Here is a 20,423-nt window from a genome sequence, read left to right as displayed (position 1 = left end):
AGTCGTGCGCTGTGCGCGGCTGCGGCGCAGGCGCGTAGCCCTCCTGGCCAGCCCGCCGGGGCCGCCAGCCGCGCGGCGGCGGTACGGGCGCCCGCCGCCTCCCCCAAGACCCCAGCCGTAGTGCGGCGGGGCGGGTGGAGGGCGGCGGGCAGCCGGGAGCGGTCAGCGGGGGTGTCAGCTCGCGGAGTCCGCGGGCTGGTGCCGGTGCGAGTGGGCCTCGGCGCTGCGGGCGGCCGGGGCCGGGGCGGTGGTGCCGATGGTGCCCGTGTCGAACGCGTACGTGCCCGCCAGCGTCGCGATCGCGTCCGAGTTCACGTCCAGGGCACGATCGTTGATGTTCCGGATCGTGTCGCAGACGCTGTGGTAGCACGGGTCGAGCGGAACCCCGGCCGTGCCGCCGAAGATCGCCGCCTCCTGCTCGGTCTTGAGCACCTCGGCCCCGGTGAACAGCCCGCCGGACGGGATCCCGACCGCGATGAACGGCCCGTAGTCCGAACGCCCGGTGAAGGCCGTCGCCGTGAACGGCAGCCCGCGCCCGGCGAAGAACTTCTCGAAGTCCTCCTCGATCACGTCCGACCCGGGAGGCCCGGCGGTGCCGAAGGCGTCGCCGTCACCGTCGTAGATGCCGAACGTGTAGTTCGGCGAGGCGATCATGTCGAAGTTGAGGTACAGGCTGATCCTGGCCCGCTCCTCGGGAGCCAGCGCGTTCACGTAGTGCTCCGAGCCGAGCAGCCCGAACTCCTCGGCCCCCCAGAACGCGAAGCGCAGCTGGTTCTTCGGCTTGGTCCTGGCCAGCTGCAGCGCCACCTCCAGGATGCCCGCGCTCCCGGAGCCGTTGTCGTTGATGCCGGGCCCCTCCTGGACGCTGTCCAGGTGGGCGCCGAGCATGACGACGTTGTCCGGGTCACCCTTCCTGCTCTGCGCGATCACGTTGTACGTGGTCCTGGCCTCCACGATCGGGTCCCAGTTCATCTGCACGGTGGTGCCCGCCGTGGCGGCCAGCTCGTCGCCGACCTCGAAGCTGGTGAAGAACGAGGGGATCGTCACGCCGGGCCCGCCGAGGGTCGGGTTCAGGTCGATCTCGGTGCGGCCCGGCTGCCCCTCGTTGAACACGATGGCGGCCGAGGCCCCGGCGGCGATGGCGTTGTCCACCTTGACGCGGAAGTTGCAGGTGCCGCGCTGCATCAGCGCGATGTTGCCGGCCGTGAACCCGGCGAAGTCGCTCGCCTCGCACCCCGACGACGAGGAGTTGGCGGCGGGCCCGGGCGGCAGCACCAGGTCCACCGCCTGCAGCGTGCCGCTGACGGACCCGGCGGGGGAGTCCTGCATGGCGACGTAGTCGCTGAAGAACCCGTAGGTGTACGTCTTCTGCTCCCCGCTGGTCCGCTTGAGCACCGGCGGGGTGATGTAGCCGTCGAAGGTGAACTCGAACGGCTGGATCGTCACGTCGTACCCGGCGCGGCGCAGCTTGTTCGCCACGTAGTCGCGGGAGGCGTCGAAGCCGGGGGTGCCGGAGACGCGGGTGCCGCCGTGGGCGCTCGCGATGGCCTGCAACGCCCACAGGTGCTTCTTGACGTTCTTGCCGGAGACGGCCTTGACCAGCTTCTGTACGGCGTGCCTGCCGCCGTGGGCCTCGGCCGGCGCGGCGAACGCGACCGGCGAGAGGATCACGGCCGCGGCGGTGATGGCGCTGACTAAACCTTTTCGTGAACGGGAACTCATCGTGCTCCTCGGAAGAACCAGGCCAAAAAGCGCAGATGCCCCGAAACGTATTCATGGGGCGCGTGGTAGGGAAGAGTGACCACGTATCCGTTGCATCACGGACTTGGAACGTCGCAAGTCGAGGTGAGGAACCAGATGTCCATTTCGCTCCCGTCCACCGGCACGCTGGCCATCGGCGGTAAGACCGTGCACCGCCTCGGCTACGGCGCCATGAGCCTGACGGGGCCGGGCGTCTGGGGCCCGCCCGCCGACCGCGACGCGGCCGTCCGGGTGCTGCGCCGCGTCGTCGAGCTGGGCGTGAACTTCATCGACACGGCCGACTCCTACGGCCCGTACGTCAACGAGGAGCTCATCCGCGAGGCCCTGCACCCGTACCCGGAGGGGCTGCTGATCGCCACCAAGGCCGGCTTCGTACGCACCGGGCCCAGCCAGTGGCACCCGGTGGGGCGGCCCGAGTACCTGCGGCAGGAGGTCGAGATGAGCCTGCGCAGGCTCGGCGTGGAGCGGCTCGACCTGCTGCAGCTCCACCGCATCGACCCGCAGGTGCCGCTGGAGGACCAGGTCGGCGAGCTCGGCGCGCTCCGCGACGAGGGCAAGATCGCCGGGATCGGGCTGTCGGAGGTGAGCGTCGAGGAGCTGGAGCGGGCGCGGCGCGTCACCGCGATCGTCTCCGTGCAGAACCGCTACAACCTCACCAACCGTTTCTCCGAGCCGGTCCTCGACCACTGCACGGAGCAGGGCCTGGTCTTCATCCCCTACAGCCCCGTCGCCAAGGGCGCGCTGACGGGGGCGGGCAGCCCGGTGGAGCACGTGGCCAAGGTGCTCGGCGCCACGCCGTCGCAGGTCAGCCTGGCCTGGCTGCTGGCGCGCTCCCCGATGGTGCTGCCGATCCCCGGCACGTCGTCGATCGCGCACCTGGAGGAGAACCTGGGCGCCTCGACCGTGGAGCTGACGGCCGAGCAGCTCGCCGAGCTGGGCTGAACGGAAGAGGGGGCCGGCCCTCAGGCGCGGAGGGCCGGCCCCGGTCTACGGGCAGGGTCTACGGACGGGGTCTACCGGCGGGGTCTACCGGCGGGTCAGCCCAGGCCGCTCTTCATGGCCGTGATCAGCTCGCCGTTCGTGGTGTCGCCGCTGAGCTCCCAGAAGAACGCGCCACCCAGGCCCTGGTTCTTCGAGTAGCTCATCTTGCCGCCGATCGTGGCCGGCGTGTCGTAGCTCCACCACTGGTTGCCGCAGTGCGCGTACGCCGTGCCCGCGACCGTGCCCGTGGCCGGGCAGCGGGTCTTGAGCACCTTGTAGTCCTCGATGCCCTGCTCGAACGTGCCGGGCGCGGGACCCGTGGCCGTGCCACCCGGCGCGGCCTGCGTGACGCCGGTCCAGCCGCGGCCGTAGAAGCCGATGCCGAGCAGCAGCTTGCTCGCCGGCACGCCCTTGCTCTTCAGCTTCTGGATCGCGCTGTCGGAGTGGAAGCCGGCGATCGGGATGCCGTTGTAGGAGGTAAGCGGCGAGTGCGGGGCCGTCGGGCCCTGGGCCGCCCAGGCGCCGAAGAAGTCGTAGGTCATGACGTTGTACCAGTCCACGTACTGCGCCGCGCCGCCGTAGTCGGCGGCGTCGATCTTGCCGCCGTCGGTGCCGTCGGCGGTGATCGCGGCGGTGACCAGGTTGCCGGAGCCGAAGCGGGCGCGCAGCGCCGACATCAGGTTCCTGAACGCGGCGGGGCCGCTGGTGTCGCAGGTCAGGCCGCAGGCGTTCGGGTACTCCCAGTCGATGTCGATGCCGTCGAACACGTCGGCCCAGCGCGGGTCCTCGACCAGCCGGTAGCAGGACTCGGCGAACGCGGCCGGGTTCTGCGCGGCCTGGCCGAAGCCGCCGGACCAGGTCCAGCCGCCGAAGGAGAAGAGCACCTTCAGGTTCGGGTACTTCTGCTTGAGCTTGCGGAGCTGGTTGAAGTTGCCGCGCAGCGCGCCGGCGTCCCAGGTGTCGGCGACGCCGTCCACGCTCTCGCCCGCCTGGTAGAAGCGGTCGTAGTCGGCGTAGCTGTCGCCGATCGTGCACTGGCCGTTCTGCACGTTGCCGAACGCGTAGTTGATGTGGGTGAGCTTGGCCGCCGAGCCGCTGGTGTCGATGTTCTTGACGTGGTATGCGCGCTGGTAGACGCCCCACTGCACGAAGTAGCCGAGCACCTTGTTGCCGCCGCCGCCGTTGCCGCCCGTGGTCGTGGCGTTGACGGTGTTGCTGTTGCCGGAGCGGTTGCCGGCGGCGTCGCGGGCGCGGACGGTGTAGCTGTACGCGGTGTTCGCGGCCAGGCCCGTGTCCGTGTGCGAGGTGCCGGTGACGGTGGTGACGAGGGTGCCGCCGCGGTAGATCTCGTAGCCGGTGACGGCGACGTTGTCGCTGGAGGCGTTCCAGGCGAGGGAGACGCTGCTGTTCGAGACGCCGGTCGAGCGCAGGTTGCCCGGCACGGTCGGCGCGGTGGTGTCCGTGCCGCCGCCGCCCGTCGTGGTGGCGGTGGCGGTGTTGCTGTTGCCGGAGCGGTTGCCGGCGGCGTCGCGGGCGCGGACGGTGTAGCTGTAGGCGGTGTTCGCGGTCAGGCCGGTGTCGGTGTGGGTGGTGCCGGTGACGGTGGTGACGAGGGTGCCGCCGCGGTAGATCTCGTAGCCGGTGACGGCGACGTTGTCGGTGGCGGCGTTCCAGGCCAGGGAGACGCTGGTGCCGGTGACGCCCGTGGAGCGGAGGTTGCCGGGCACGGTCGGCGCGGTGGTGTCGGTGCCGCCGCCGGTCGCGACCTTCCACAGGGCCGGCACGTTCGGGGGCTCCCAGCCGGGCTGGGAGGTGTGGGCCTGCACGCACTCGTACTCGACGCCGTTGTACGTGACGCGCGCTCCCGCCGCGTACGCCGTCCAGGCCGCCCAGTCCGCCGCGACGGCCCGCACGGCCGAGGAGGTCGCGGAGGCTGTCTGGGGGGCGGCGACCACGGCGGTGAGCGGCAGCGCCAACGCGGCCAGCCCGGCGAGGACCTTGCTCAGGATGGTGTGTCTCATGATGCTCCGACATCCGTTGGGGGGTTGTGGGGGGTGGGATGCCTAGGAAACTATTAGGAAAGTTTCCTTTTAGTTATGGGCCGACGGTATCCCCAAGCTGCGGAACGAGTCAATACGTGACGCTCAGATCGTGAAATCGCCCAGTAAGGCGGAGCCGGCGTCCGGAGCGCGCCGATAACGGTTGCGGAACGGACACTGACGTTCCGTACGCGCATCCCTCAGCATGGAGGTGTGGCAGGGATGACCGCCTGGCGGCGGGACGCTGAACGTCGGGGACCGTACGTCGCCCGGGCGGTGGCGGAGCTGAAGGCGTGGCCCGCGCTGGCGGTCAGCGACGGCCGGCACGGCACCACGTTCGCCGTGCACGGCACCGAGATCGTCCGGCTCAGCGGCGCCGACGAGGTGCAGGTGCGCCTGACCGCCCCGGCCATCGACCGGCTGCGGCCCTACCTGAGCACGTGCGAGCAGGTGCAGGCGTGCGAGGACCTGGCCTGGGTGGCCGTGCACGTGGACGCCGAGCCGGACCTGGAGCTGCTGCTCGCCCTGACCAGCGTGGCGATCAAGGCGCACGTGCCCTGAGAGGCGTGACGGCCCGCCGGGTGGGGGAGGTTGCTGGGTGGCAGCGAACCCCGGAGGAGGTCGGTCATGGCCGTGTTACTGCTCGGGACCCTCGACACCAAGGGCGTGGAGTACTCCTACGTCCGTGACCTCGTCACGGCGGCCGGGCAGGAGGTCGTGCTGCTCGACGCGGGCGTCATGGGCGGTCCGGCGCCGGGCGCGGGCGATCAGGCTCCGGGCGCCGCGGGTCCGGGCACCGGCGTCGCGGGTCCGGGCACCGGCGTCGCGGGCCTGGCTCCCGACATCGGTGCGGCGGCCGTCGCCGAGGCGGGCGGTGCGAGCCTCGACCGGCTCAGGAGCGGCGGCGATCGCGGCGCCGCCCTGCGGGTGATGGCCGCCGGAGCCGCGAAGCTCGTCCGGGAGCTGTGGGAACGCGGGCGGGTGAGCGGCGTGCTGGCGCTCGGCGGCAGCGGCGGCTCCTCGATCGCCGCGGCGGCCATGGCGGCGCTGCCCGTGGGGGTGCCCAAGCTGCTGGTCTCCACCATGGCGAGCGGCGACGTGACGCCCTACGTGGGGCAACGCGACGTGACGCTCATGTACAGCGTCGTCGACATCTCGGGCGTCAACGCGATCTCCCGCCCGATCCTGGGCAACGCGGCGGCGGCGATCGCCGCGATGGCCGCCGCCTACGACGAGCGCCGCAACGAGGCGCCCCGTGGGGACAGGCCCCTGGTCGCGGCCACCATGTTCGGCGTGACCACCCCCGCCGTGAACGCCGCCAGGGCCCGGCTGGAGGAGCTGGGCTACGAGGTGCTGGTCTTCCACGCCACCGGCTCGGGCGGCCGCGCCATGGAGGCCCTGGTCAGGGACGGCTACTTCGCCGGGGTGCTCGACCTCACCACCACCGAGCTGGCCGACGAGCTGGTGGGCGGCGTGCTGTCGGCGGGCCCGGAGCGCCTGACCGCCGCCGGGGCGGCCGGCGTGCCGCAGGTCGTCAGCCTGGGCGCGGTGGACATGGTGAACTTCGGGCCGATGGAGACCGTGCCCGAGCGGTTCGGCCGGCGACGCCTCCTGGTGCACAACCCGACCGTGACGCTGATGCGGACGACGGCGGAGGAGTGCGCCGCGATCGGCCGCGAGATCGGCACGAAGCTGCGCGCGGCCACCGGGCCGGTCGCGCTGTTCGTGCCGCGCGGCGGCGTCTCGGCCGTGGACGTCGAAGGCGCGCCGTTCCACGACCCCGAGGCCGACGCCGCCTGCTTCGCGGCCGTGCTGGAGTCGGTGGCCGGCGGCGACGTCCAGGTCGTGGAGAGCGAGGACGACATCAACCAGCCCCGGTTCGCGGTCGCCGCCGCCGACCGGTTGCACGAGCTGATCGAGAAAGGGGTGGCATGAACCGCGACGAGGCACTCGGCAGGCTCAGGGCCGAGCGGAAGGCCGGACGGCTCGTCATCGGGGCGGGCGCGGGCACCGGGCTGTCCGCCAAGGCGGCCGAGCTCGGCGGCGTGGACCTGATCATCATCTACAACTCGGGCCGGTTCAGGATGGCCGGGCGCGGCTCGCTGGCGGGGCTGCTGCCGTACGGGGACGCCAACGCGATCGTGGTCGAGATGGCCGGCGAGGTGCTGCCGGTCGTCAAGGACACCCCGGTGCTGGCGGGCGTCTGCGGTACCGACCCGTTCAGGCTCATGCCGCAGTTCCTCGACCAGCTCAAGGCCATGGGCTTCACCGGCGTCCAGAACTTCCCCACCGTCGGCCTCATCGACGGCGTCTTCCGGGCGAACCTGGAGGAGACCGGCATGGGCTTCGACCTGGAGATCGAGATGATCCGGCTGGCCGCCGAGCGCGGCCTGCTCACCGCCCCGTACGTGTTCACCCCCGAGCAGGCGACGGCCATGGCGCGCGCGGGCGCCGACGTCATCGTGCCGCACATGGGCCTGACGACCAAGGGCAGCATCGGCGCCAAGACCGCTCTCACCCTGGACGAGTCCGCCGTACGCGTCCAGGAGATGCGCGACGCCGCCGTGACCGTGAACCCCGACGTCATCGTCCTGTGCCACGGGGGCCCCATCGCCGAGCCCGACGACGTCGCCTACATCCAGGCGCGCACCACCGGCATCGCGGGCTTCTTCGGCGCCTCCTCCATGGAGCGCCTGCCCGCCGAGCGGGCCATCGCCGACCAGTTGCGCGCCTTCAAGAGCCTCTAGGAGAACTCATGCACCGCAGACCGGACGACGTGCCGACCATGGTGTTCGGCTGGGGCTCGATCAAGTGGCACGTGACGCCCGGCAGCGTGCCCGGCGCCTCGTCCACCTTCGGCGAGGTCGTGATCAACCCGGGCCAGGGGCACGACCGCCACCAGCATCCCTTCTCCGACGAGGTGCTCTACATCATCGAAGGGGAGGGGCGGCAGACGGTCGGCGACGGGCCCGAGTTCGCGGTCACGGCCGGCGACGCCGTCTACATCCCCATGGGGACGCTGCACTCGACGTTCAACACCGGGTGGCGCCCCATGCGGATCATCGCCACGTACACGCCGGGCGGCGCCGAGGAGGCGCTGCGCGACCTGCCCGGCTTCGTGGAGCTGGCGCCGGGCGAGCACCCTGCCTGGGAGGCCGTCAAGCCGGGGTGACCGGGGGCGTGCCGTGGGAGTGGAAGGAGGCGATCGTCTTCAGCCCCCACGCCTGGCCCTTGGCGCGCTCGGCCTCCGTCCACGTGATGGTCCGCCAGTCGGGGGCCAGGATGAGCCTGGTCAGCGGGTTGCACAGCTCGACGCGGTTGCCGCCGGGCTCGTAGACGTACAGGAAGAACGTCTGCTGGATGGCGTGCTTGTGCGGGCCCGTCTCGATGAAGACGCCGTTCTCGAGGCAGATGTCGGCCGCGCGCAGGATGTCCTCGCGGGAGTTCGTGGCGAAGGCGAGGTGGTGCAGGCGGCCGGAGGAGCCCGACCAGTCGTCGGTGTAGACGAGGTCGTACGACTTGTTGCCGAAGTGCAGCCACTGGGCCGAGATCCGGCCGGAGTCCAGCCTGATCTGCTCGGTGACGCGCGCGCCGAGCACGTCGCGGACGAACGCGCCGTTCGCCGCGGCCTCGGCGGCCAGGAAGTTGACGTGGTCGAGGCGCCGCACGCCGACGCCGTGGCCGGGGAAGGCCTGCGGCTGGTTCTTCAGGGCGGGGCGCAGCTCCTCGGGGGCCTCGTACCACTCCGACTCCCAGTACAGCCGCAGCTCGTGGCCGTCCGGGTCGCGGAAGGCGTACGTCGGGCCGCGGCCCGGCTCGCCGTCGCGCCAGCCGATGCCCAGCCCCGCGTCCTTGACCAACAGCACCCTGCGCTCCAGCGCCTCCTGGCTGCTCGCGCGCAGGCCGGTCGCGCGCAGGCCGGAGGTGTGGTGCGCGGTGAGCGTCAGGCTGTGGTGCTCGTAGTCGTCGTACGTGCGCAGGTACACCGAGTCGCCGTCCTGGCCGGTGGCGGTCATGCCGAGGATCTCGGTGAAGAACCACAGGCTCCGCTCGGGCACCGGGGTGAGCAGTTCGACGTGGCCGAGATGGGCGACGTCGTGCAGCAGGGCGTTCACGGCTTTCCTTCCCGTGGGTAGACCGTTCCGTCGAAGAGCTTGCGCGCGGTGCGCACGCCGGCCGCCCGCAGCGCCGCCGGCGGGTCGGTGGACAGGTCGAGCTCCACCTCGACCTCCAGGTGGCCGGTGGGGTGCTCGACGTCGAACCGGCTGCCTTCAGGCAGGCGGGCGAATCGCCGGGCCACGCCGCCCGGCAGCAGCGCGACCGTGACGACACTGACGGCGCCCAGCACCCCGATCGACGTGTGCGGCCTGACCGGGATGAACGTGCGGGTGCACAGCGCCCCGCCGTCCCTGGGCGGGGCGACGAGCGTGGTCTTCGGCACGGACTCGGCGCTGACGTCGCCTAGCCCCATCAGCTCGCCGGCCCGCAGCCGCAGCGACTGGATCCGGTCGAGCAGGACGCGGTCCTCCGCCAGCTCCTGGTGGGACTCGTAACCGGTGACGCCCAGGTCCGTGGCCGCCGCGACGACGACCGGCATGCCGTTGTCGACGCAGGTCACCTCGATGCCGTCGATCACGTCCACCACGCGGCCGGTCGGCAGCAGCCTGCCGGACGTGCTTCCGAACTCGAGCAGGACGGCCGCGGCCGTGCCCGGCACACCGGAGATGGCGGTGCCGCCCCGGTAGTCGACCCGGCCGCCGGGCGTGGGGAAGCTCGCGGTGGCGGTGCCGCCGGTGTTGACCTGGCGGATGCGCACGTCCGTACGGTCGCCGAGCGGCTCGACGAGCCCGCGCTCGACGGCGAACGGGCCCACGCCCGCCAGGAGGTTGCCGCAGGTCTGGCGGCTGGAGACGACCGGCTCGTCCACGGCGACCTGGAGGAAGAGGTAGTCCACGTCGGCGGACGAATCCGCGCAGGCCGAGACGACGGCGACCTTGCTGGTCAGCGGGTGCGCGCCGCCGAGGCCGTCGATCTGGCGCGGGTCGGGGCTGCCCAGGATGCGCAGGAGCAGGTCGTCGCGCTCCGCCGGGTCGCCGGGCAGGTCGTCGGCCAGGAAGTACGCCCCCTTGGAGGTGCCGCCGCGCATCAGCATGCAGCGCACCCCGTCATCGGTCACCGTCGTACTCCTCGTAGGTGAGGCCCAGCTCCGGCAGGCGGTCGCGCAGGCCGTACCGGTCGAGGCCGAGCTCGCCCTTCCCGAACGCCTCCCGCGTGGCCGCCTCCTTGGCCGCCCTGGCCGTGGCCGACTCGATGCCGTTCTCCAGGTCCTCGCGCGGGCACACGAGCACTCCGTCGTCGTCGGCGATGATCGTGTCGCCCGGCCTGATGAGCTGCCCGCCGATCGTGATCGGCACGTTCACCGCGCCCGGGGTCGCCTTCACGGTGCCCTGCGCGCTGACGGCCGCGCTCCAGGCCGGGAAGCCCATGGCCCGCAACTCGGCCACGTCGCGCACGCCCGCGTTGATCACCACCCCGCGCACTCCCCGGTACTGGAGCGCGGTGGCGAACAGCTCCCCGAACATGCCGTCCGTAGACGGCGAGGTCGTGGTGACGACGAGGAGGTCACCGATCCTGCACTGCTCGACCGCGACGTGGATCATCAGGTTGTCGCCCGGCCAGCACAGCACGGTGACCGCGTTCCCGCCCGTCCTGGCGCCCGGCCAGGCGGGGCGCAGGCCGGGGCCGAGGTAGCCGGTGCGGCCGAGGGCCTCGTGCACGGTCGCGACGCCGTACGAGGCCAGGGTGTCGATCCGGCCGAGGTCGGCGCGCGGGATGCCGGTGACGACCACGTTCCTCACGACAGCACGTCCGTGACCTGCGGGTACAGCCGCATGTACGCCTCTCCCGCGGTGTCGTGCGCCAGGCCGAGGTTCGGGCCCGCGTTGCGCTTGAGCTGCACGCCGCGGCGCCTGGCCAGGTCGGTGTAGTAGTCCCACATGTGCTGCTGGGCCGGCAGGCACTCCATGGCCATGCGCTTCCTGCCGAACACGGGGGTGATGTCGAGCAGCACCTCCGGCTTGAAGCCGCACTGCTCGGGCTGGTGCGGCTCGAAGAAGAACACGGGGGGCGCGCCGAGCGGCTCGCCGGGTGCCTCGTAGCCGATGGCCTGCGCCAGCACCCGCGCCTGCAGCGCCATGCGGGCCGCTGCCGGGTGGTCGCCGTTGTACGGGTCGGCCAGCGGGTGCGTCAGCACCACGTCGGGCACCACGTCGCGGTAGACCCGGACCAGCCGGTCCACCAGCTCCTGGCTCTCCACCAGCGGGTAGTCGCCCGCGTCGAGGAACTCGATCTCGGCGCCCAGCTCCGCGGCGGCGTTCTCCGCCTCCTCGCGCCTGATCGCCTTGATCTCCTCCAGCGTCCTGCCCGCGCGCCACGCCTTCGCGGACTCGCCGCGCTCGCCGTAGCTGAGGCACACCACCTTGGCGCGCTCGCCACGGCTCGTGGCCAGGGCTATCGCGCCGGCCGCGCGCCAGACGAAGTCGCCGGCGTGAGCGCTGATCACCAACAGGGTACGAGAAGAGGTCCGAGCCGGGGTCACCTGGCTGACGCTAGGAGTTCGGCAACCAGATTGTCAACACTTTCGCCGTATGGTGCCCCGTTTGGTGGAGGTGGGGCGATGGATCGCACAATATTGTCAACGATATGGTTCCCTGGTGGGGGAGGATGGCGGCATGGACACACTTCGGGTGGCGGTGCTCGGTCACGGCGAGGTCGGTCGGGTTCTCGCCGCGGGGCTGGCGGGGAAGGTGCGGCTGCGCGTGTACGACCCTGTCTGCCCCGAGGGTGGTGACCTGGTGGCCCGCAACGCCGATGCCGTACGCGGGGCCGATCTGGTCATCGCCGTGACCACCGGGGCCGACAGCCTCGCCGCCTGTGCCGAATCGCGGCCCCATCTCAAGCGGGGGGCGCTCTACGCCGACCTGTCCACCGGCGCGCCCGGCGACAAGCGGCGGGTCGCCGAGCTGCTGGAGCCGGCCGGGGTCGGGGTCGTGGACGGCGCGATCATGGCTCCGGTGCCGCTGCGCGGGCTGGCGACCCCCGTTCTGGCGAGCGGGGCGGAGGCGGGGCGCTTCGCCGTTCTCGCGGGCGGGCTCGGCATGTCCGTGACGCCGATCGGCGGCGCGCCCGGCGATGCGGCCGCCAGGAAGCTGCTGCGGAGCGTGCTGGTCAAGGGGCTGAGCGCGCTGGTCATCGAGTCGCAGCGGGCGGCGGAGGAGGCGGGACTGGGGGAGTGGTTCTGGGGGCATCTGCTGGAGACGGTCACGGCGGCCGACGAGGAGTTCGTGGTGCGGCTGCTCAAGGGGGCGGGGCAGCACGGCGTACGGCGGGTGCACGAGATGGAGGCGGCCACGCGCATGCTGGAGGCGCTCGGCGTCCCGGACACCATGACGCGCGCCACCACCGCCACCCTGGACGAGGTGACCCGCACCGGCATCCCGCCCGTCCCGGACCCGTCCTAAGAGGCCCGCGGTGAGATGGCCCGCGGTGAGATGGCCCGCGGTGAGGCGGCCCGCCGTGGGAGGTCAGTCGGGGGTGGACTCCAGGGCCTTGGCGACGCTGCGGAGGTGCTGTTGCATCGCCGTCTGGGCCGCCTCCGGGTCGCGGGCCACGATGGCCGCCACGATCAGCTCGTGCTGCGGCAGCGACACCGCCGCCCGCCCCGGCTGCCGGGCCAGCCGGAACTTGTGCCGCACCACCTGCGCCCCCAGCCGCTCGATGATGGCCGCGGACGTGCGGTGCCCGGCGATCCTGCGCACCTCGGCGTGCAGCGCGGCGTTCAGCTCCGAATACCGGTCCAGGTCGTTGCGCTCCACCGCCGCCCGCATGCCGGCGACGATCTCCCGCAGCCGCTCGGCCTGCTCGGGCGTGACCCGCTCGGCGGCCTTGGCGGCCGACAGGCCCTCCAGCACCATCCGCACCTCGGTGATCTCGACGGCCTCCGCCTTCGAGATCGCCCGGACACGGGCGCCCTTGTTGCGTAGGATCTCGACGAGCCCCTCCCCGGCGAGCTCCTTGAACGTCTCCCGCACGGCGGCGCGCGGGGCGCCGAACTGCTCGCACACGTCGGCCTCGACCAGCCGCTGGTTGGGCACGAAGTCCCCGCCGAGTATGGCCGCCCTGACCCTGTCGGTCAGCGTCTCCGCGCTCGGGGGCCCTGAGCTCACGAGATCCTCCTCGATGTCTTGGTAGACAATATTATGGACAATCTCCCGCGGATGGCGCGCGCCCTGACTCGCCAGGCGCTTTGATCATTTGCCCCGAGTCTGTCGGTGGCCTCCGGTAAGTTCCCGGTCAATTGATCAGCCGGCCGCACGGGCACGGGCACTTCCGCCTGTGCCGGCGAGCCGGCGGGGCGGGAGGTTCTGAGGTCGTGGACGCGGACAAAACCGCGTGGGAGCAGCGCAGCGTGGTCCGGGTGGTGCCACCCGTCGAGCCGCGCAAGCTCGCCAAGGTGCCCTTCGTCGAGCTGGCCGACGGCCGGCTGCAGGGGGTCGTGTCGAGCGGATCCGACATCGAGCGGGTCTACGTCTCGTCGATCACCGCGGGCACCCACGCGCTGAGCTGCAGCACCAACAACAACCGGCCGTGCGGCGCGCTGCACGGCTACGCGTGCAAACACATCCGCATGCTGGCCGACGAGGCCGTCGTCCAGTACGGGCTGGACCGGGTGGCCCGCTATCTGCGGGTCGAGGTGCCCGAGGGCGGCTCGCTGATGGCGGAGATCAAGGGGCACGTCGAGCGTACCCCGGCGGCCGTCGTGTTCAGCCGGTTCCTGCGCCACCTGGCCTACCTGGAGGTGCCCGACAGCACCGAGCCGCTGGCCGAGCTGCACTGGTTCCCGGCGACGGGGGCGGTGCGCTGATGCCGATCACGTACGTGTCAGACAAGGCGGTGTGCTGATGCTCGACGTACAGCTGAGCGGGCTGCTCGGCGACGCCCCGGCAGGGGCCGGCGAGGCGCTCGACCTGGTGGCGGGCTTCGACGACGCGCTCACCCTCGGCCTGGCCAGGCTCGGTGAGGAGCCGGCCGCGGCGCTGGCCGCCCTGGCGGGCGCGCTGGCGGGCACCCCCATCGGCGAGCGCGTCGGCGAGGCCGTGGAGAAGGTGGCCGCCGGTTCGGTCGCCGACGAGCACCTGGCGGCGCTGGCCGGCGGCAGGGCCGCGCTGTTCGGCGCGGTGCACGACGCGCTGCTCGCCCGCCTCGACGCGGCCCTGGGGCGCACGCGCGCCGCCTGGGCGCCCGCCGAGGCCAAGCCGGAGGCGGCCGCCTCCAGCGCCGGCTCCTCCAGCGCCGGCTCCTCCAGCGCCGCCTCCAGCGCCGGCTCCTCCAGCCCGGCCGGGAACCTGCTGGCCGGCTGCCGGGTCTGGCTGCGCGAGCTGGCCATCGTCGGCTGGCGCGGCGTCGACCACGACCTGGTCTCCGCGGCCGACCAGACCATCGAGGCGCTGCTGGCCGTCCCCGAGCTGCGCGGGCTGGCGGTGCTGCTCGACGGGCTGGCGACGGAGCTGCGGGCGTCCAGCCCGGTCGCCACCATGGACCGGCTGCCCGCCCGCAGGTGGGCCGACCTGTGGACGCGCGCGATGCTGCTGTCCCAGCAGGGGCCCTGGCACGGGGGCGGCGCCGAGCAGGTGTCCGGCCGGCTGCTGATCCTGGGCGCCGACGTGCACGAGCACGCCACCGTCGTACGCGTCCAGATCCACGCCGTCCTGGAGCCCGCCGGTGGCGCGCCCGCCAGGCTGGTCCGCACGAGCATCGCGGCCGCCAAGGTCGACACCATCGTCGGGCCGACCGTGTGGAAGCTGCTGCGCGACCAGCCCGTGCTGCTGTCCGCGCTGGCGCAGCACCGCAGCGTGGAGATCACCGACATGCCGCTGCTGCCGGGCGGCGACCTGGTGTGGGAGAACCACCGGGCCCGCGCGGGGGAGGACGCCGACCCGTTCGCCACGGCCAGGCTCCAGCTCGCCGCCGCGACGCCGCCGGCGGTCACGCCGCTGGACCGGCACCCCGTACGCATCGCCGAGCCCGTCTTCGTCGAGGGCTACAAGACCGACGGGCAGACGATCGACCTGGGCGGCAGCAAGCTGGCGCTCGACCTCGACCGGCTGCCGTCCGCAGGACCGCTCACGCCCGCGCTGGTCAAGGCGTCCACGGCGTGCATCGGGCTGGTGCGCTGGGACGGCGGGCAGTGGTCGCTGCAGCCGCTGGCCGTACAGGCGTCGGTGAAGAAGCAGCCGGTCGCCGCGCACAACGGCGACTGGGCGCTCGGCCCCACCGACCCCAAGGTGGCCAAGGCCGAGAGCAAGAACGGCGACGTGGTCGCCGTGCTGCGCGAACGAGCGGGACGGCTGCTGCGGAAATGACCGACATGACCACAGAGATGAGTGGGCAGAGTGCCGATGAGACCCGGCGGCAGGTGCTCTACTGGCGCCTGATGTCCAGGCTGTTCGGCCCCGACGAGCAGCCCGCGCTGGAGAACGCCAGCCTCGGCATCGTCGGCGACCTCGGCCTGCCGCTCACCCTGCTCGACCCCGCGGTGTCGGTCGACAACCTGGTGCAGCGCTTCCCCGACCTGGCCGCCGAGTTCGACGGCCTGATGGCCGACAGGGAGCACGAGGCCGGCGACGAGGTGCGCCGCGCCGCCCTGGTCTCCAAGCTGCTGCTCAACGTGTTCGCGACGGGCTCGGGCAACGTCTCCGCCGCCCAGCTGGAGAGCTGGAAGCAGGACGCCGCCTGGTTCGAGCGCGGCATGGGCTGCGAGCCGGGCGGGCTGCGCCACAGCCAGGGCAACGAGGAGCTGGCCAAGGTCCTCGCCGGCCTGGAAGGCGACCTGATCAAGCGCATGCACCTGCGCGAGGTGCTCGCCGACCCCGCCCTGGCCGCGCAGCTCACGCCCAGCATGTCGCTCATCGAGCAGCTCCTGCGCGACAAGTCCAACCTGTCGGGCGTCGCGCTGGCCAACGCCAAGGCGCTCATCCGCAGGTATGTGGACGAGGTCGCCGAGGTGCTGCGTACGCAGGTGGAGAAGACCAGCTCCGGCGTCATCGACCGCACGGTGCCGCCCAAGCGGGTCTTCCGCAACCTCGACATCGACCGCACCATCTGGAAGAACCTGCCCAACTGGAACGCCGAGGACCAGCGGCTGTACGTGGACCGGCTCTTCTACAAGCAGACCGCCCGCCGCACGACGCCGGCCAGGCTCATCGTGGTCGTCGACCAGTCGGGCTCGATGACGGACTCGATGGTCAACTGCACCATCCTGGCCTCGATCTTCGCGGGCCTGCCGAAGGTCGACGTGCACCTGATCGCGTACGACACCCGGGCCATCGACCTGACCCCGTGGGTGCACGACCCGTTCGAGGTGCTGATGCGCACGAACCTCGGCGGCGGCAACAACGGCCCGGTCGCGATGGCCATGGCCCGCCCCAAGATCAGCGATCCGCGCAACACCGTGATGGTGTGGATCTCCGACTTCTACGAGTTCGGCGCCTCCCAGCCGCTCTACGAGGGCATCGAGGCCGTCTACCGCTCGGGCGTGAAGTTCATCCCCGTCGGCTCGGTCAACAGCTCCGGCGTGCAGAGCGTCGATCCGTGGTTCCGCAAGAAATTCAAGGACCTGGGCACCCCCGTGATCTCGGGTCACATCCACAAGCTCGTCTTCGAGCTCAAGAACTTCCTCACTTAGGAGACTCGCGAATGAGTGACGATATGCTGCGCGCCCCCGCAGAGGTGAAGTTTGCGGAGGAGCTCGACTACCTGGAGTCCATCGACGACTCCCCCAAGCCGTTCTCGTGGCGGCTCAGCCCCCGCATGATCCGGGTGTTCATCCTCGGCTCCGAGCGCTCCGACGGCATCGAGCGCGAGATCCCGCAGAAGTGGTTCGGCGACCGCAGTTTCGTCGAGCGCAGCATCGTGACCCTGGCCTCCGACCGGGGCCTGCTGCTGATCGGCGACCCGGGCACCGGCAAGAGCTGGCTGGCCGAGCTGCTGGCCGCAGCGATCTGCCGCAACTCCACCCTCGTGGTGCAGGGCACGGCGGGCACCACCGAAGACCACATCAAGTACTCGTGGAACGTCTCCATGGTCATCGCCAAGGGGCAGTCCCGCGAGTCGATGATCCCCTCGCCGATCATGACGGCGATGGAGCGCGGCGTGATCGGCCGCTTCGAGGAGCTGACCCGCTCCACCAGCGACGTGCAGGACGCGCTCATCTCGATCCTGTCGGAGAAGTACGTCTCCATCCCCGAGCTCGACGACGACAACATCGTCTTCGCCCAGCCCGGCTTCTCCATCATCGCCACCGCCAACAGCCGCGACCGGGGCGTCAACGACCTGTCCTCGGCCCTCAAGCGGCGCTTCAACTTCGTCCGCATCCCGGTCGTGACGAACAAGAAGAGCGAGGCGGAGATCGTCCGCTTCCGTACCGAGGAGCTGCTGCGCAGGCACCAGATCGAGCTGGACCTGCCGCCCACGCTGCTCGACATCCTGCTGCAGAGCTTCGCCGACCTGCGCTCGGCGGCGGCCTCGGCCACCAGCGACGACGAGAAGCTGGAGTCGGCGCTGTCCACGGCCGAGCAGATCGGCGTGCTGGAGGACGCCATCCTGCACAGCCACTTCTTCGGCGATCGCGTGCTGCGCGCCCAGACGCTGGCCTCCTCGCTGGTCGGCTCGCTGGCCCGGCGCAGCCCCGAGGACCTGGCCATTCTCAACAAGTACTGGCACGGCGTCGTCGAGCCCCGCAGCAAGAAGGCCGGCGGGGAGTGGCCGGAGTTCCTCGAGGGCGGCCGCGAGGCCATCTCGACCCTGTCATGAACGGTCCCTTCAGCGCGCTGCGCGAGCAGCTTCTCGACGCCGCCGAGCAGTTCGCCGGCAGTCCCGTCGCCGTGTCCGGCATCCTGTCGGGCCTGGTGGACGACGTGGACCGGGCGCTGCGCGAGGAGCTGGAGATCTTCCCGGTCTGCCACCACTCGCCGGCCTCCGGGCTGGCGATGGTGCGCAGGCTGCGCGAGAAGCAGCCGAAGGTCATCTACCTGGAGCTGTGCGAGGACCTCCAGCCGCTGCTGACCGAGCTGCGCAACTGCCGCCTGCCGGTGGCGCTGCAGGCGTTCGCGACCGACCTCGACGGCTTCCCCAAGGACTCGGCGCCGCTCAGCGTGGTGGCGCCGATCACCGAGGCGTCGGCCGAGTACCAGGCCATCTCGTACGCGCTGGAGACCCCCGGCGTCGAGCTGGTGCTGGTGGACCGCTCGACCGACCACGTCTTCCAGTGGGAGCCCAAGGCGGAGCCGGCCGCCGCGCCGGCCGCGAAGGAGGAGGGAGCGGGGCTGCACGGCGACGCGGTCGGCGTCGAGATCGGCGACCTGCGCCCCCGCTTCGCCGAGCTGGAGGAGCACCTGCTGCACCACGGCAAGGTGCGCCACTGGTCGGAGTGGTGGGACCAGTACGTCGAGCAGCCCCTGTCCGGCGCGGACTACGACACCTACCGCCAGGTCATGGTGCTGATCGGCAGCCTGTTCCGCCGCCTGCGCCCCGACGACGACGCCCGGGTGGCCGTGGACGAGGACCGCGAGCGCTACATGTGGACCAGGATGCGCGAGCACCTGGCCACGTCCGGCGCCGACCCCGCCGACTGCCTGTACGTGTGCGGCGCCTTCCACGCCGCCAGCCGCGTCGAGCAGTTCGGCCTGAAGTCCGCGGCGCCGTTCGAGATCACCCCGCGTACGGGCACGAAATGGCTGTACGGCCTCATCCCGTCCAGCCACTCGGCCATCGAGGCGCAGTTCGGGCTGGCCTCGGGCTCGGTGTCGATCGCGGCGGCGACCTGGGCCAAGGCGCTCACGCGGAACAAGCTGACCCCGTTCCAGCTCGAAGGGCAGAAGGGCGCGCGCAAGCGGGCGGCCAAGCTGCCCGCGCCCGTGCCCCGGGCGGACGTGGCCGACAAGCTGACGGGGTTCCTGTCCAGGCCGCCCGCGCTCGACCCGCTCGACGACGCCGAGCTGGTCGGCTGGTCGGTGGACATCGTCCGGCTGGCCCGCCGGAACGGCTACCTGGCCAGCACGGCCGACGCGATCGCGGTCTACGAGACCTCGATCCTGCTGGCCGGCCTGCGCAACCGCGCCAGGCCCACGCCGTACGACTTCCAGGACGCCGCCGTCACGTGCATCGAGAAGGACGCCGTGCCGGGCCGGCGCGACATCCGGCGGCTGTGCGAGATCCTGCTCGGCGGCGACCGCGTCGGCGAGGTCGGCTACGACGCGCTGCCGCCGCTGGCCAGGAACGTCTACGACCGGCTCGCGCCGCTCGGCCTGGACCTGGAGAAGCGGACGATCCAGCGGGCGCTGCTCGACCTGAACGCCGAGCCGGACCTGGTGCCCTGCTCCGACCTGCTGTGGATGTTGCGGTACCTGCTGCCGTCCGACGCGGTTCGGCCCATCATGGGCGAGCGCAGGCTGGGCGAGCGCTCCATCCAGGAGAGCTGGGACCTGGCGTTCGGCAAGTACCAGCGCTCGATCATCGAGCTCGGCTACGAGGGCGTCACCATCGAGCAGGTGCTGGAGCAGCGGCTGCGGCGTTCGGTGCACGATCCCAAGGCCACGGCGGCGGTGGCGCTGGCGGCGGTCGAGGACTCGATCCTGTTCCTCGGCAGCCGGCGCTTCGCCGACGAGCTGGGGGCGCGGGCGGTGGAGCTGCTCGCCGCCGAGCGCACCGTGGACGACGCGCCGGAGGTGCTGCGCCGCATCCGGCGGCTGCTCGCCTACTACCGGGCGAACGAGCCCGAGCTGCCCGCCTGGTGCGAGTCGTTCGTGACGGCCGGGTACGCGCACTACTGCACGCTGCTGCCGACGGCCTTCGTGGACGAGGAGACGGGCGTGCGGCAGGTGGCGGCCATGCTGGGCTTCCTGTTCACGATGGAGAGCCTGGCATTGGCGCTCGGCTGTGACAGGGCCCAGCTGGAGCTGGCGGTGCAGCAGTCGCATCCGGAGGCGCCCGGCAAGGTGGCGCTGCTGTGGGCGGCCCACCACCAGCTCGGGCTGCTGCCGATCGCCGACCTGCGGGCCCGCTGCGACGAGCTGCTGGCCAACCCGCTGGTCGTGCCGTCGTTCCCGCTCTACATCATGGGGTTCGTGCAGGCCATGGAGCCCGCTCCGGGGCTGTCGGGGTTCGTGGTGGAGGTGATCTCGAAGGCGTTCGGCCGGCTGCCCGACAACGTGCTGCTGCCGTGGCTGCCCAAGCTGATCACCACGCTGCGGGACGGGGCGGCGGAGCTGATGCCGGTGCTGATCCGGGAGGCGGGGCGCACGTTCCCCGGCTCGCTGACGGCCGTGGACTCGTGGGTGCCGCCGTGGACCGCCCGCCCCAAGCCCGCCGCCGCCTCGGCGCCGGTGGCCTCCGGGCCGGTGGCGTCGCTGCTCGCCGCCCATCCGGACGCGTGCGACGCGGTGGCGGGGGTGCTCGGGTGCGAGGGCGAGTGGCGCGTGGCCGGTGCCGCGGGGGACGAGCATCGGGAGGTGAGCGCGCTGCTGGCCGAGCACCCCGAGCCGGTGCTGGCGGTGGCGGGCCTGCTGCTCTGACGGATCCGCCCTG

At 71.9% G+C, this 20,423-nt stretch carries 18 protein-coding genes; 11 read left to right on the top strand and 7 right to left on the bottom strand.

What is annotated here, in order from left to right; translation table 11 throughout:
- Positions 1 to 174: 174 nt before the first annotated feature.
- Complete coding sequence (locus HD593_RS44035) at positions 175 to 1,722, bottom strand: M28 family metallopeptidase (protein WP_185108712.1); 1,548 nt, start codon at positions 1,720 to 1,722, stop codon at positions 175 to 177.
- A 135-nt stretch (positions 1,723 to 1,857) separates the two neighbouring features.
- Here HD593_RS44035 and HD593_RS44030 point away from each other — a divergent pair, with 135 nt between their 5' ends.
- Positions 1,858 to 2,703 carry an aldo/keto reductase gene (locus HD593_RS44030; protein ID WP_185108710.1) on the top strand — a complete coding sequence of 282 codons (846 nt, stop codon included), beginning with the start codon at positions 1,858 to 1,860 and terminating at the stop codon, positions 2,701 to 2,703.
- A gap of 95 nt (positions 2,704 to 2,798) precedes the next feature.
- Here HD593_RS44030 and HD593_RS44025 read toward each other — a convergent pair whose 3' ends face one another.
- Positions 2,799 to 4,763 (bottom strand): glycosyl hydrolase family 18 protein, encoded by a 1,965-nt coding sequence (locus tag HD593_RS44025; RefSeq protein ID WP_185108708.1) that lies wholly within the window; start codon positions 4,761 to 4,763, stop codon positions 2,799 to 2,801.
- A gap of 240 nt (positions 4,764 to 5,003) precedes the next feature.
- Here HD593_RS44025 and HD593_RS44020 point away from each other — a divergent pair, with 240 nt between their 5' ends.
- From HD593_RS44020 to HD593_RS44005, 4 genes are all read left to right on the top strand, one after another.
- Positions 5,004 to 5,342 carry a luciferase domain-containing protein gene (locus HD593_RS44020; protein ID WP_185108706.1) on the top strand — a complete coding sequence of 113 codons (339 nt, stop codon included), beginning with the start codon at positions 5,004 to 5,006 and terminating at the stop codon, positions 5,340 to 5,342.
- Positions 5,343 to 5,408: 66 nt separating this feature from the next.
- On the top strand, positions 5,409 to 6,716 hold the full coding sequence (locus HD593_RS44015) for a Tm-1-like ATP-binding domain-containing protein (protein WP_185108704.1): 1,308 nt from the start codon (positions 5,409 to 5,411) through the stop codon (positions 6,714 to 6,716).
- Positions 6,713 to 7,528, top strand: coding sequence for a phosphoenolpyruvate hydrolase family protein (locus HD593_RS44010; RefSeq protein WP_185108702.1), 816 nt, complete (start codon positions 6,713 to 6,715; stop codon positions 7,526 to 7,528). Before HD593_RS44015 ends, HD593_RS44010 begins: the two co-directional genes overlap by 4 nt.
- An 8-nt stretch (positions 7,529 to 7,536) precedes the next feature.
- Positions 7,537 to 7,953 (top strand): cupin domain-containing protein, encoded by a 417-nt coding sequence (locus HD593_RS44005; RefSeq protein WP_185108700.1) that lies wholly within the window; start codon positions 7,537 to 7,539, stop codon positions 7,951 to 7,953.
- Here HD593_RS44005 and HD593_RS44000 read toward each other — a convergent pair.
- The 4 genes from HD593_RS44000 to HD593_RS43985 are packed head-to-tail and all read right to left on the bottom strand — an operon-like array spanning position 7,940 to position 11,343.
- Positions 7,940 to 8,896, bottom strand: coding sequence for a catechol 2,3-dioxygenase (locus HD593_RS44000; RefSeq protein WP_185108698.1), 957 nt, complete (start codon positions 8,894 to 8,896; stop codon positions 7,940 to 7,942). The genes HD593_RS44005 and HD593_RS44000 overlap by 14 nt on opposite strands.
- Complete coding sequence (locus HD593_RS43995; RefSeq protein WP_312904145.1) at positions 8,893 to 9,957, bottom strand: 4-oxalomesaconate tautomerase; 1,065 nt, start codon at positions 9,955 to 9,957, stop codon at positions 8,893 to 8,895. The genes HD593_RS44000 and HD593_RS43995 overlap by 4 nt, the downstream gene beginning before the upstream one ends.
- Complete coding sequence (locus tag HD593_RS43990) at positions 9,947 to 10,639, bottom strand: 4-carboxy-4-hydroxy-2-oxoadipate aldolase/oxaloacetate decarboxylase (RefSeq protein WP_185108696.1); 693 nt, start codon at positions 10,637 to 10,639, stop codon at positions 9,947 to 9,949. Before HD593_RS43990 ends, HD593_RS43995 begins: the two co-directional genes overlap by 11 nt.
- The gene (locus HD593_RS43985; RefSeq protein ID WP_185108694.1) at positions 10,636 to 11,343 is read right to left on the bottom strand and encodes a PIG-L deacetylase family protein; all 708 of its coding nucleotides are present in this window, start codon (positions 11,341 to 11,343) and stop codon (positions 10,636 to 10,638) included. Before HD593_RS43985 ends, HD593_RS43990 begins: the two co-directional genes overlap by 4 nt.
- Positions 11,344 to 11,512: 169 nt before the next feature.
- Here HD593_RS43985 and HD593_RS43980 point away from each other — a divergent pair, with 169 nt between their 5' ends.
- Entirely contained in the window at positions 11,513 to 12,301 is a 789-nt protein-coding gene (locus HD593_RS43980) for an NAD(P)-dependent oxidoreductase (protein WP_185108692.1), read from the top strand.
- A gap of 63 nt (positions 12,302 to 12,364) precedes the next feature.
- On the opposite strand, the gene HD593_RS43975 is transcribed toward HD593_RS43980, so the two are convergent.
- Positions 12,365 to 13,006 (bottom strand): GntR family transcriptional regulator, encoded by a 642-nt coding sequence (locus HD593_RS43975; protein ID WP_185108690.1) that lies wholly within the window; start codon positions 13,004 to 13,006, stop codon positions 12,365 to 12,367.
- Between the two features lie 206 nt (positions 13,007 to 13,212).
- Here HD593_RS43975 and HD593_RS43970 point away from each other — a divergent pair, with 206 nt between their 5' ends.
- The 5 genes from HD593_RS43970 to HD593_RS43950 are packed head-to-tail and all read left to right on the top strand — an operon-like array spanning position 13,213 to position 20,410.
- Entirely contained in the window at positions 13,213 to 13,704 is a 492-nt protein-coding gene (locus tag HD593_RS43970) for a hypothetical protein (protein WP_185108688.1), read from the top strand.
- A gap of 37 nt (positions 13,705 to 13,741) precedes the next feature.
- Entirely contained in the window at positions 13,742 to 15,202 is a 1,461-nt protein-coding gene (locus HD593_RS43965; RefSeq protein WP_185108687.1) for a hypothetical protein, read from the top strand.
- Positions 15,203 to 15,219: 17 nt separating this feature from the next.
- The gene (locus HD593_RS43960; protein WP_246547041.1) at positions 15,220 to 16,524 is read left to right on the top strand and encodes a VWA domain-containing protein; all 1,305 of its coding nucleotides are present in this window, start codon (positions 15,220 to 15,222) and stop codon (positions 16,522 to 16,524) included.
- A gap of 11 nt (positions 16,525 to 16,535) precedes the next feature.
- Positions 16,536 to 17,651, top strand: coding sequence for an ATP-binding protein (locus HD593_RS43955; protein WP_185108683.1), 1,116 nt, complete (start codon positions 16,536 to 16,538; stop codon positions 17,649 to 17,651).
- Positions 17,648 to 20,410 carry a DUF5682 family protein gene (locus HD593_RS43950; protein WP_185108681.1) on the top strand — a complete coding sequence of 921 codons (2,763 nt, stop codon included), beginning with the start codon at positions 17,648 to 17,650 and terminating at the stop codon, positions 20,408 to 20,410. The genes HD593_RS43955 and HD593_RS43950 overlap by 4 nt, the downstream gene beginning before the upstream one ends.
- Positions 20,411 to 20,423: the final 13 nt, after the last annotated feature.

Origin of the sequence: Nonomuraea rubra (assembly GCF_014207985.1) — a bacterium.
Classification (GTDB): domain Bacteria; phylum Actinomycetota; class Actinomycetes; order Streptosporangiales; family Streptosporangiaceae; genus Nonomuraea; species Nonomuraea rubra.
Note: the sequence above shows the minus strand (reverse complement) of the source record. Positions and strands in the feature narration are given on the sequence as shown.